The sequence below is a fragment of the Acinetobacter beijerinckii CIP 110307 genome (assembly GCF_000369005.1).
In the GTDB taxonomy this organism is placed as follows: domain Bacteria; phylum Pseudomonadota; class Gammaproteobacteria; order Pseudomonadales; family Moraxellaceae; genus Acinetobacter; species Acinetobacter beijerinckii.
Window position 1 is genome coordinate 727,986 of the sequence record NZ_KB849764.1, and the last position, 12,861, is coordinate 740,846.

The window sequence follows — 12,861 nt, forward strand, 5'->3', positions numbered from 1 at the left end:
TACTACTTTCTTAACATAATCAAAACTTAAAACATGTCAGCTAGCTTACAAATTTTAAATTTTTCTCAAGAAAAAGCCCAATCTAAGATTGGGCTTTAAGTTTAAAAAAGATTATGCGTTAAGACTTGGATCAGCTAATAACGTTTCAGCAGCAAGTTTACCTAAATTATTAGAAGCTAATGGACTATCGCCCGTTAACAGTTTTCGATCTTGGTGTACTTGCCCTGTGATTCCTTTATTTAGGATTTCTACGCCAAGCTTTTCAAGATTTTCACCGACAAGCCACGGCAACTGACCTGGCATGTATCCAATATCAATATTTGCACCTTTATCTAATGAATCTGGAAAAACACAGACTTGATAGCCTTTAAAAATATAATCATTTGGATTTTCATCTACAGCAGCTGCTAATAAAGAAGCTGGACCATGACATAAGGTAATCAAATATTTGTCATTATCCATTGCCCACTTTAGCAAAGCCTTAACTTCTTTACTCTCAGGAATTTTAGCCAAAACCCCATGTCCACCTGGAATGAAAATACCAGCATAAGGTGAGTCACTGCTTAAAGCCTGATCTAAAATATCTGCCAATTTTAGTGGTGATTTAAGTTGTTTTTCGTACTTGTGATAGGTATCCAAAACCACCTGCTCTTCTTTTGGCATTGCCCACATTTCCAGTTTAGCTGGATTGCCTGAAAGTGTTGCAACATCAAAGGCAAAACCAGCATTGTCCAAATGGAACATTGGTAACAACATTTCTACTGGATGATTTCCTGTAGAAAAGAACTTGTCATTTTGCATCAGGATATAGCGTTCATCCGTTGCAATCATGAGGATCTTTTTATCGCCTTGATATGGATTTGGGTATGTAGTTCCGTCATAGTCAGTTTTAGGAGCCGTATACTGACTTAGAGAATAAGGTGATGGAAAAAAAGCATTATCTTCAGCTAAATCTGGGGTTGGATTGCGATCATCTGTATTTGTTGTCATGTTCAAATTCCTCGTAGGATATGTTTGATTTACATATTGCTTTTCTAAGTGACCATTCTCAAGCTTGATGTATAAATAGGCATAGAATGAATACGATTAGGCAAAATTACGATTTAATTTCGAGTACTACTTTTCCAATATGTTCACTGCTTTCCAGACATTGGTGTGCTGCTGCAACCTCTTCAAAAGCAAAAATCTTATAAATAATCGGTTTACATTGACCTGTTTCGATTAGTGGCCAAACAAACTGCTCCAATTCTTGAGTAATTTTTGCTTTTTCATCGTTGGTTCGAGCACGCATCGTTGAGCCAGTCACCACAGCGCGTTTGAGCATGAGTTCTTGAATATCAAAACCATCTACTTTTCTACCTCCCATAAATCCGATAATTACCAGTCGCCCATCTCTTTTTAGCAATCTCAGATTCTGATTAAAGTAAGCAGCACCGATGATATCCAAGATCACATCAACACCTTGCTGATCTGTACGTGAAAAAATTTCTTGTTCAAAATCTTGCTTCTTGTAATTAATAACTGTCGAAATCGAGCTTAATTTCTCAGCTTTCTCGTCACTGCCCACCGTGGAAAAAGTCTGAATACCCATGGCATGACATAAACTCAACGCTGTAGAGCCAATTCCACTCGCTCCTCCGTGAATCAGAACAGTTTCGTTCTTTTTCAACTGTCCGATCTGAAATAGATTTGCCCATACCGTGAAATAAGTTTCTGGAATAGCCGCAGCTTCAATAAAACTCAGATTTTTTGGGATTGCTAAGGTTTGATTTGCAGGGACAGCACAGTATTCTGCATACCCTCCACCGTTGGTCAGCGCGCAGACCTTATCACCGACTTTAAATTTTTCTACTTTTGAACCGATTTGTGAAATGATGCCAGCAACTTCCAATCCTGGAATTTGCGTTACGCCTTTCGGCATTGGATACAGCCCTTGTCGTTGCAAAATATCAGGGCGATTGATCCCAGTGGCATAGACTTCAATAAGTACTTCATCTTCTTTAATCTCAGGTTTCTCACCTTGTGTAACTTTTAGAACTTCAGGACCGCCAGCTTGAGTAATTTCGATATATTTCATTTGTTCGCTACTATTTTGATTCATGACTTACTCATTCCTTATCTATATTTACTTCAGTCTGATTAGGAGAAAAACCAAACTGCTTTTTAAACTCTCGACTAAATTGAGATGAGCTTTGATAACCAACAGCATAAGCTGCTTGAGCAACGCTTTGGTTTTCGTTTTGCAACATTTGTTTTGCCTTATGCAACCGTGTAACTTTGAGATACTGCAACGGTGAATGTTGTGTGACTTGTTTGAATGCTTTATGAAAGGCAGAAGTACTCATATTAGCTTGCTCAGCAAGCATTTCCACGGTTAATTTTTCTGTAAAATGATGTTGAATATATTCACAAATTTTATAAATTGGTCTTAAGTTTCCTTGAGCCACTAATCCTTTTAAAACATCGGCACCCGAATGTTGAATCACTCGATACAATAACTCTCGTTTGATTTGTTCACCTAAAATCAAGCTATCTTGTTCAGATGCCAGTGCATTTAACAATCGAATTAACACATTTGAAATCGTTTGATCAAATTGGATTACACTCATACCTGTAGTGAGTGGCTTAAATTTCTCATTTTCAAAATATGTTTTTGCTAATAGCTCATTTACCGTATCTGCCTCTAGTTTCATGCTGACTGCAATCATAGGCAATTCGGCACTTGCAACGGTATCACAATCAAATGGCATAGACACAGAGACGATAAGGCATTCGCCTTGCTGAAATGAATAGGTTTCAGTTCCGATATAACCACGTTTACTGCCCTGTAAAACAAAAACTAAGGTCGGTTCTTGCAATACGGCTAATGGTGGTGTGGTGTGATCTACACGCATCAAAGTGATGCCATTTATCGCGGTCGCAAAGAAGCCTTCTTTAGCAACAAGTTTTATAAACAGTGAGCTAAGTATTTGATCATTCATCATGTTTCATCTGATGATTATAAGTTTGATTTTATTATTAAATAGTAAACTCTGGAAAGATGTTAGTTTTATGCAGGATTAGGCATAGGAAAAAGAGTTTTGTGAAGTTTATTTAAACATGTGATATAGATTTATAAAAGTTATCTAGCAAACTAAATCTTATTTATTATCAGAAAAAACAATAGCTAAGAAAAATAATAGTGTTATAAAAGCACCCACGCCTAAACTAACAATAATTATTTCTAGATTCATAAACTCCATCAATATACCATGTTTTCCCCATGCACCATCAAAGCCATGATTTTCAGATTTCCTACCTAATCCTCCAATGATACAAAACCCTATACTAGAAATAAAAAAAATACTTAAGGAAGCCTTCCATAGTTTAAAAAGCTTGAGAAACGAAACTAAACTCATTCCAAGTATAGTCACAATTGAAGCTACAACGGCATAATGCCAGTTATCCATAAAAATCCTTGATTGCTCGTCATACTCTAATCTTAATAAAACTGACTCGAATCCAACATCTGTAAAGTAATTTTTTTTACTTCATCACGACTTTGCATAATATGTGCTTCAATCGCTTGAATGGCCTCATCTACTTTACGATTAAAAATATAACCCAGTATTTTTTGATGCTCCTGATAAGTAGCTTCAACGCGATAATCTTTAGAGAAGTCTAAGCGACGAATAATACGAATTCGCTCACTCAAATCACGATGAATTCTCGCCATTTCATTATTTCCAGAGGCACGAACTAAAGCGCAATGGAAATCTTCATCTTGTTGTGACAGTTGTTTAATGTCTTTAAGGTATTGATGAGATTCAACCAGCCATAAATCTTTTAAAACAGATAATTCAACCGATTTTTGATGATCCATCTGACAAAGTTTACGAATGGAATCTTTTTCTAATACGATCCGCACATCATAGAGTTCTTCATAATAACGAAAATTGAGCGGTCGGATTTGCCAACCGCTACGAAAACTCACATCAACATAACCCTCTTGTTGCAAACGATACAGCGCTTGTCGGATTGGGGTACGACTTACATCATAAGCTTTTGCAACTTCGGATTCAGTGAAACGTTCACCCGGCATCAGTTTGAAATCAAAGATATCATTCTTGATGCGTTGGTAAACCAGCTCAGACAAATTGTCTGAGCTTTTTGTTGTTTTTATTTTGGTTTCTTTCATGCAACCTTGCCTTATTCCATATAAACCAGTGGTTCGCCACTATGTACGGTTTGCCCTGCTCTACAAATAATGGCTTTTACAATGCCATCTTCTTCTGCATAAACAGGAAGTTCCATTTTCATTGCTTCAATAATAGCAACAGTTTCACCTTTTTTAACCTCTTGACCGTGTTCAACAAAAATTTTCCAGATATTACCTGTCATCGATGCATTTAATGATGCTAAATGACTGTAATCAGAGTAGTTATTTTCTTCAATCTGTTCTTCAGGCTGAGCCGCAAACTCCTCTTTCCAGCGATCCACCTCAGTTGTGAATGCTTGTTGTTGCTTAGCTTTAAACTCGGCAATACTTTCAGCTTCATCATCTAAAAATTTTACATAATCCGCATAATCAAATTCTGTTTCTTCAATCTTGATCTGTGCACGACCATTTTCAAAGTCGGCACGCCATTGATTTAATTCCTCTTCTGTCACTTCAAAATATTTGATTTGATCGAAGAATTGTAAGAACCATTGTTTATCGCCAAATTGTTTGTTTTTCTTAAACTTATTCCAAATTGGCAGAGTACGCCCAATCAATTGATAACCGCCCGGTGAATCCATGCCGTAGATACACATGTACATACCACCAATCCCAACCGTTCCCTCTGCGGTAAAGGTACGAGCTGGATTATATTTAGAACTGAGTAAACGATGGCGTGGGTCAATCGGTACGGCACAAGGTGCTGTTAAATACACATCACCCAAGCCAAGAATTAAATAGTTCGCATCAAAAATAATATCTTTAACTTCATTTCGATCTGCCAAGCCATTAATGCGTTGGATAAAATCAACATTGTTTGGCAACCACGGTGCTTTAGAACAAACACTTTCTTGATAACGTTCAACTGCACCTAAAGTCGCACTGTCTTCAAATGCCATCGGTAAATGTACGATTCGAGATGGGATTTTTAATTGGCTTAGATCACCCATTTCTTCTTCAAGTTGAAGTAATTGAGCAATTAATTGTGATTGTGGAATTACTAAGCCATCGTATTTAATCTGTAGTGAACGAACACCCGGTGACAGTTCCAATACGCCTGCAATTTTTGCATCACGAATCATTTGAATCAGTTGATGCACTCGTAAACGTAAAGCTAAATCTAAAACATTTTCGCCGTATTCTAAGAGAATATAACTATCACCTGCTTGGCGATACACTGTTTTTGGCGACAATTCAGTTGGTTCACGTTGTGCCAAAATCGTACTGACAACCTCTTGAATTGGCTCAATTGTTTCTACAATTTTGCTTGCTTCCGCAAAGTTTTGGATATTTTCAATTTGCTGACGTTCAAGTTCATTGGCTTGTTCAATACTAATCGGATAGAAACGAATTTTATCATCAGCTTTGAGCTGCCCAACTTTCCAAAGTTCTGCTTTGGCAATCGTCACAGGACAAACGAAACCGCCTAAGCTTGGACCATCTTTCGCCAAAATTACAGGGAAATCGCCTGTGAAGTTAATTGCACCGATCGCATATTCACAGTCATGGACATTGGATGGGTGTAAACCTGCTTCACCGCCATTTTCTCTTGCCCAGCTTGGCGTTGGTCCTGATAAACGCACACCTAAACGATTTGAGTTAAAGTGCACCGTCCACTCTGATGCAAAAAACTCTTCTACATATTCAGGTTTAAAGAAATCTGGTGCGCCATGCGGACCATATAACACCGCAATTTCCCATTCATTAGTGTATTCAGGAATCAAGTTAGTCGACAATGCTTGAGGCATATCATGAGCAAGTGGCAGTTCTGCACTCGCAAATGCTGGATCAACCATTTTAATCATGTCACCGACACGTAAGGTGCGACCTGCATGACCACCAAAATTACCAAGCGCAAAGGTAGAGCGACTACCCAAATATACTGGAACATCCAAACCATTTCGTACCGCTAAATATGTACGGCAACCTGATTCAACTTGACCGATTTTTAGAATTTGTCCTGCTTTAACTTCAACAGGTTTCCAAAAATCAATTTCCTGATCATCTAACAAAGCAGTACAACTTGCGCCCGCCAAAGCAATAATCGTATCTGTATGAAACTTTAATGTTGGTCCGACTAAAGTAAACTCAAAACCTGCGGCTTTAGCATCATTTCCAACAATACGATTGGCAAGCTGAAATGCATAATCATCCATTGGACCGGATGGTGGTACACCAATATCCCAATAGCCTGTACGACCTGGATAATCTTGAATTGAACTTAAAGTCCCTGCTTGAACCACTTCAATTACGTTTGGCGTGTAGTTGAAATCATCCAACATTCTTGTCCAAATTTGCATAGATTCAAAACGCTGATCTGAAACGATTGCACGTGCGTAATCCAAGTTTGTACTGATACCGTTCAAGCGTGTTTCAGCCAATACATGCTTTAATTTTTCAATAGAACTGGCACGATCATCAGCATGTACAATAATTTTGGCAATCATCGGGTCGAAGTATTGAGAAATCTCTGTGCCTGTTTTGACCCAAGTATCAACACGTGTACCCTCAGGAAAGGCAACTTCTGTCAGTACACCAGGACTAGGCTGAAAATTTTTCACAGGGTCTTCGGCATAAACACGAACCTCAATCGCTGCACCTTTAGGCTGAATATTGTTGAGATATGTCCAATCAAGTTCATCGCCTGCAGCAACTTTGAGCATGCATTCAATCAAGTCTAGACCCGTAACCATCTCAGTGACTGGATGCTCAACCTGTAAGCGTGTATTCACTTCTAGAAAATAAAACTCATCTCGATTGGCATCGTAAATAAACTCTACTGTTCCTGCACTACGATAATTAACGGATTTACCCAGTTCTACCGCTGCTTGATGCAGTTTTTTACGTGTCGCCTCAGGTAAGTTTGCCGCCGGAGTTTCCTCGACCACTTTTTGATTACGACGTTGCAAAGAGCAATCACGCTCACCAAATGCAACGACTTGTCCTTTTCCATCCCCAAAGATTTGTACTTCAACATGACGAGCTTTATCAATAAAGCATTCAATAAATACGCCTGCATCATTAAAAAACTGCTCGCCCAAACGTTTTACACTTTCATAAGCATCGGTTAACGCTTGTGGCGTATCACAACGAGTCAAACCAATACCACCACCGCCAGCAGTACTTTTCAACATAATTGGATAGCCAATACGATCTGCGGCAGTCAGTGCTTCATCTAAACTATCCAACAATCCAGTTCCTGGTGTCATTGGTACATTGGCAGCAGCAGCTAATTCACGAGCACGATGCTTTAGACCAAATTCTAGAATTTGCTCAGCCGTTGGTCCCATGAAAGCAATATTATTTTCTTCGCAAGCACGAGCAAAATCTGCACTTTCAGAAAGAAAGCCATAACCTGGAAAGATTGCCTCAGCGCCAGTTTTTTTAGCAGCCTGAATTAATTTTTCGATACTCAAATAAGTATCTGCTGGTTTTAAACCGTCTAATGCAATTGCAATATCAGCATTTTCAACATGTTGTGCATAACGATCACTATCCGAATACACAGCAACACTGGTTACACCTAATTTTTTAAGTGTGCGAATCGCCCGTACAGCAATTTCACCACGGTTTGCAATAAGTACAGTTTTAAACATGATGATTTCCCCCAATTAATTCGCTGTGTTTGCCGCTTGACTGTTACGATGTTGGATATAAGCTCTCCATCCACCAAAATGACTAATATTCTCAGCATCATCTATGCCATAAGGCTCACAAATAAAACCTTTCACCCAGCGACCATCTTCCAGCTCGACATTCCCCATACCTAGAGGCGTTGGTATTTCTGCTACAAACTCGCCAAATCGTGCAATTGGCACATCCCAAAGTTCTACAATGATGCTTTGTCCATCTTGCTGACGTGCTAAGCCGGGTTTCGGTGGAACAGTACCGTTCAATGCATAAAGCGCATAGTTTTTAGAGGTTGTTGTGGTTTCGATATGCACGGCATCACGTGTGGTGAGTTGAAAATTTAATGGCATACCCGTTAGATGAGCACCAACGACTGCAACACGAATATGATGTTGCGAAATAGGTGTAGCAGAACTTAAAGGCAGAGCTTTATCCAATGCTCCTAATTTCAGTGAAAGATAGTTTTGCCAAGCTTTGCCAAAATGAACCAATGCCGCATCATGCCAAGCAGGTGCAATTAGAGTGATCCCAAATGGTAAATGGTCAGCCCTAAATCCTGCTGGTAAAGCTAAAGCACTCAAATCTGCCAAGTTGGTAAAGTTAGTGTAGGTTCCTAAATGAGCGTTATATTCAATCGGATTTTGTTCAAGCTGCTCAATGGTATAAATTGTAGGTGCGGTTGGAACAATTAAGGCATCAAAGTCAGCCAATCTTTGTTGGATTTTTCGAGCTAAATCTTGTTTTAAATATTCTGCATTGTAGGCATCCACCGCTGAATATTTTTCGCCGTTTTTAATAATTTCTAATACCGTTGGATCAAATGCATCAGGATTAGCTTTCAGTAAATCTTCAACCGCTGCGGTACGTTCTGCCACCCATGAACCTTGATATAGTTGCACCGCCAGTTGCTCAAAATCTGAAAAATCGATTCTAGTAATTTCAGCATTTAATGACTCAAGTAATTGGACTGTTTGCTGAAATGCTTTTTCAGCCTGTTCATCTCCAAAGAAATTTAGTTTTTCTGGAATGGCAAATTTTAATTTGCTAGAGAAATGCGCTGGCACATTCTTTGGATGCTTACGTGAATAGCTGTCCAATGGATCATATGCTTCTAAAACATTTGCAACCAAATCTGCGTCTATAACGGTTAAGGCAAAGATCGAAATACAATCTAGACTTTTACATGCAGGCAATAAACCACGATTTGAAAACCGCCCTTTGGTTGGCTTTAACCCAACAATATTGTTAAACGCTGCGGGTACACGCCCTGAACCTGCGGTGTCTGTGCCTAATGCAAATGGGACAAATCCACGAGCAACCACACTTGCTGAACCAGAACTTGAGCCACCACTGACATATTTAGAGTTAAATGTATTTGCAACAGCACCATATGGAGAGCGAGTTCCTACTAAACCTGTTGCAAACTGATCAAGATTAGTTTTACCAACTACGATTGCACCTGCTTGCTTCAACAAACGCACTGTTTCAGCATCTTGTACTGCAATTGTATTTAATACCTTACAAGCTGCGGTAGTTACAAACCCTGCAGCATCAATATTATCTTTCACTGCAAACGGAACGCCATAAAGTGGAAATTGTTTTGCTAAACTCTCAGCTTCTTTAGTTAATTCATTGAGAAATTGAATTTGCTGTTCAATCTGTTCTACCGTCGCAATTGAAATCCACGCATTATCTTGAGGATCAATTGATGCAACTAAATCTTTTAAAGTATCAAGTTGGATTTCATTTTTTGAATAAGCTGTTTGCCACTCTGAAATTGTCCAACCTAAAGTTTTTATCTCATGCATTTTATGAATCCCATCTTGTATACAAGTTTGGATAAATAAAAGCAGAAAGTGTGCCAGTTTTTTTTTACATAAAATTCAATTAATTATCTTATTCACCATGAACTTTTAAACTTGTAGATTAACTAATGGTGCTAAAAAGGCTTTGTTTTAATGCACGTGCGCCACAATTCAGCAAGATGCGATTTTATTTAAGAGCTTAAGCTTAGTATTAGAGCAAATTTTTTCTTGGATTTTGCAATTTGAGAAATTGAAGCTATGAGTTTGATTATTTTCAGCAATTAGCTTTGAGCAGAACAAAAATCTTGATCGTTAGAGCATCTATCTTTTAGGTATTTTTTGATATGTGGCTTTGAGAAGCTTCATTATTTAGCTTTGATGATGCAAAAGTATCATCAAAGCTAAACGTTAATAATTAGAAGTGAATAACAGTACGAATTGATTTACCTTCATGCATTAAATCAAAAGCTTCGTTGATCTCTTCAAGTGGCATTGTATGCGTAACAAAAGGAGCAAGTTCAATTTCACCTTTCATTGCATCTTCAACCATTTTAGGTAATTGTGAACGACCTTTCACACCACCAAAAGCAGTGCCCATCCACTTACGACCTGTTACTAACTGAAATGGACGAGTCGAAATCTCCTGACCTGCACCAGCTACACCAATAATAACGGATTGCCCCCAACCACGATGAGCACATTCCAGTGCAGAGCGCATCACATTGGTGTTACCAATACATTCAAAAGAATGGTCTACTCCCCAACCTGTCATTTCAACGATCACTTGTTGGATGGGTTGATCATAATCTCTAGGATTTAGGAAATCAGTTGCACCAAACTGTTTTGCGAGTTCAAATTTATCTGGATTGGTATCGACTACAATAATACGTCCAGCTTTGGCTTGGCGTGCGCCTTGCACAACAGCTAGACCAATTCCACCTAAACCAAAGATAGCAACACTATCACCTTCTTGAACTTTAGCAGTATTGTGTACTGCACCAATCCCTGTCGTCACCCCACAGCCCAACAAACAGACTTGTTCATGATTTGCCTGAGGATTGATTTTTGCCAACGACACTTCCGCCACAACCGTATATTCACTGAAAGTTGAACATCCCATATAGTGATAAATCGGTTGACCATTATAAGAGAAACGTGTTGTTCCATCAGGCATCACACCTTTACCTTGTGTTGCACGAACGGCAACACAGAGATTGGTTTTCCCTGATTTGCAGAACAAACATTCTTTACACTCTGCTGTGTATAGCGGGATGACGTGATCACCAACAGTAACGCTCGTCACGCCCTCACCAACTTGAACGACTACACCTGCACCTTCATGACCTAATACCGCTGGAAAAACACCTTCAGGATCATCACCAGATAAGGTGAAAGCATCTGTATGACATACACCTGTATGGGTAATTTTGATAAGCACTTCACCTGCTTTTGGTGGTTCAACATCTAGCTCTACAATTTGTAATGGTTGACCAGCGGCAAAAGCAACAGCTGCACGTGATTTCATACCTTCATCCTTTATAAATCATGTAGTGTTTTATGTTTCTGTAACAGTTAACTGATTTTATGCTGATATTCAACATCATCAAGTAGATATAATGCTATCTTTACATAAGTAAGCAACATTTCACGATAAAAATGATAAAGAATTTGTACCACTTTAGAAGTATATCGCTTGTTACATTAGTTACTTTAAGTGGTTGTTCATTGCCACCCAATCAAAATCATGATCGGAGTATTTCTGTGCAAACTAAAACTAAGTGGATGAATGATCCGCAAGCCGATCTTAATATTGAAAAAGGATTAACTGCATTCTTAGCTTTAGATGATGCTTTTTTAAGTATAGCGTCACGTATTCACTTAATTCGAAATGCTAAGCATCAACTTGATTTGCAATATTATATTTGGAATGACGATGCAATTGGCAATCTGATGTTGCATGAGCTTTTAAAAGCAGCGGATCGTGGCGTAAAAATTCGTTTACTGATTGATGATCAAAATGGAGTAAAGCTAGACAAAACATTAAAAGCGCTCGCTCAACATCCAAATTTTGAAATTCGAATTTTTAATCCCTATAAATTTAGACACTTACGTTTTATTGATTATATCTTTAGATTAAAACAAATTAATCATCGTATGCATAATAAATTGACGATTGCAGATGCCTCTATTGCTGTGACTGGTGGTCGAAATATTAGTAGTGAATACTTTGAAGCTAGTGATCAATTTCAATTTAGCGATATGGACATTTTGTTCTATGGAAAAGCAGTAAATCGAGCAGAACATGTTTTTGATGAGTTTTGGAATAATCAGCTTAGTTATTCAACTGAACAATTACTTGGTCATACAACGACTCAATCACTTGAACAATTAAGAATAACCTATGGAAATTTAGATAAAATTAACACCCCTACGGAAGACAAATTAGAAGAAGCGCAAGATTATTTAAAATTGCGCCTACAAAATTACCCAATCCAATGGGCTAAAGCATATTTTGTCGCAGACCATCCTGACAAAGCATTGGGACAAGCTAAAGATCAACAACTTTTATTTTCCCAAGTGTTAAAAATTATGGGAGAACCTAAACAACATATGGAATTGGTTTCAGCATATTTTGTACCTACAGATATCGGCACGAAATATCTTAGCCAATTATCACAAGATGGAATTAAAGTACGCGTTTTGACAAATAGTTTAGTCGCAAATGATGTTGCAGTGGTTCATTCATTTTACAACTTATATCGAAAACCCCTCTTGAAAAGTGGGATACAACTTTATGAATTTAAGCCCAATATAGAACGAAAAAAACGAACATGGTATGAAGTTGCAACTGGTAGCGTTATTCCAGTCAAGGGAAAAAATCGTTCTAGTCTACACGCTAAATTTTTTGATGTGGATGGAAAAGTATTTATTGGCTCGTTTAACTTTGATCCGCGTTCAGCTCATTTAAATACTGAAGTCGGTTTAGTGGTTGAATCAGATCATTTACAAGACCAAATTACAGCGATGCTTGACCAACATTTACTACAAGTTGCCTATCAACTCAAACTTGATGAAAATGGAAATATCGTTTGGTATGAACATAATCAAGATGGTGAAGTAATTAAACATCATCATGATCCTGAGAGTACTGCATTTCAGCGGTTTACGATGAATGTTGTATCTTATTTTCCAGTGGAATGGATGATGTAAATATCTATGAACATACTC

The 12,861-nt window shown here is 38.2% G+C and carries 9 protein-coding genes; 1 reads left to right on the plus strand and 8 read right to left on the minus strand.

Going from position 1 to position 12,861, the window contains the following annotated elements; genetic code table 11:
* Positions 1-111 precede the first annotated feature (111 nt).
* The 8 genes from hchA to F933_RS05040 form a co-directional block, all read right to left on the minus strand.
* Positions 112-990, minus strand: a complete 879-nt coding sequence (gene hchA, locus F933_RS05005) for a glyoxalase III HchA (RefSeq protein ID WP_005059005.1) — start codon at positions 988-990, stop codon at positions 112-114.
* Positions 991-1,096: 106 nt separating this feature from the next.
* Complete coding sequence (locus F933_RS05010) at positions 1,097-2,101, minus strand: NAD(P)H-quinone oxidoreductase (protein ID WP_005059006.1); 1,005 nt, start codon at positions 2,099-2,101, stop codon at positions 1,097-1,099.
* A gap of 7 nt (positions 2,102-2,108) precedes the next feature.
* Positions 2,109-2,984: an AraC family transcriptional regulator gene (locus tag F933_RS05015; protein WP_005059007.1), complete on the minus strand. Its 876-nt coding sequence runs from the start codon at positions 2,982-2,984 to the stop codon at positions 2,109-2,111.
* Positions 2,985-3,140: 156 nt separating this feature from the next.
* Positions 3,141-3,449, minus strand: coding sequence for a hypothetical protein (locus F933_RS05020; RefSeq protein ID WP_005059008.1), 309 nt, complete (start codon positions 3,447-3,449; stop codon positions 3,141-3,143).
* A 32-nt stretch (positions 3,450-3,481) separates the two neighbouring features.
* Entirely contained in the window at positions 3,482-4,177 is a 696-nt protein-coding gene (locus tag F933_RS05025; RefSeq protein ID WP_005059009.1) for a GntR family transcriptional regulator, read from the minus strand.
* Positions 4,178-4,188: 11 nt separating this feature from the next.
* The gene (gene uca, locus F933_RS05030; protein WP_005059010.1) at positions 4,189-7,794 is read right to left on the minus strand and encodes an urea carboxylase; all 3,606 of its coding nucleotides are present in this window, start codon (positions 7,792-7,794) and stop codon (positions 4,189-4,191) included.
* A gap of 15 nt (positions 7,795-7,809) precedes the next feature.
* Entirely contained in the window at positions 7,810-9,636 is a 1,827-nt protein-coding gene (atzF, locus tag F933_RS05035) for an allophanate hydrolase (protein WP_005059011.1), read from the minus strand.
* Positions 9,637-10,048: 412 nt separating this feature from the next.
* Entirely contained in the window at positions 10,049-11,158 is a 1,110-nt protein-coding gene (locus F933_RS05040) for an S-(hydroxymethyl)glutathione dehydrogenase/class III alcohol dehydrogenase (protein WP_005059012.1), read from the minus strand.
* Positions 11,159-11,289: 131 nt separating this feature from the next.
* Between F933_RS05040 and F933_RS05045 the strand changes: the two genes are divergently transcribed.
* Complete coding sequence (locus tag F933_RS05045) at positions 11,290-12,843, plus strand: phospholipase D family protein (protein WP_081400516.1); 1,554 nt, start codon at positions 11,290-11,292, stop codon at positions 12,841-12,843.
* Positions 12,844-12,861 lie beyond the last annotated feature (18 nt).

Excerpts from the sequence above, each read along its gene's own strand:
- hchA (WP_005059005.1), bottom strand. The coding sequence starts at position 990 with ATGACAACAAATACAGATGATCGCAATCCAACCCCAGATTTAGCTGAA.
- F933_RS05010 (WP_005059006.1), bottom strand. The coding sequence starts at position 2,101 with ATGAATCAAAATAGTAGCGAACAAATGAAATATATCGAAATTACTCAA.
- F933_RS05015 (WP_005059007.1), bottom strand. The coding sequence starts at position 2,984 with ATGATGAATGATCAAATACTTAGCTCACTGTTTATAAAACTTGTTGCT.
- F933_RS05020 (WP_005059008.1), bottom strand. The coding sequence starts at position 3,449 with ATGGATAACTGGCATTATGCCGTTGTAGCTTCAATTGTGACTATACTT.
- F933_RS05025 (WP_005059009.1), bottom strand. The coding sequence starts at position 4,177 with ATGAAAGAAACCAAAATAAAAACAACAAAAAGCTCAGACAATTTGTCT.
- uca (WP_005059010.1), bottom strand. The coding sequence starts at position 7,794 with ATGTTTAAAACTGTACTTATTGCAAACCGTGGTGAAATTGCTGTACGG.
- atzF (WP_005059011.1), bottom strand. The coding sequence starts at position 9,636 with ATGCATGAGATAAAAACTTTAGGTTGGACAATTTCAGAGTGGCAAACA.
- F933_RS05040 (WP_005059012.1), bottom strand. The coding sequence starts at position 11,158 with ATGAAATCACGTGCAGCTGTTGCTTTTGCCGCTGGTCAACCATTACAA.
- F933_RS05045 (WP_081400516.1), top strand. The coding sequence starts at position 11,290 with ATGATAAAGAATTTGTACCACTTTAGAAGTATATCGCTTGTTACATTA.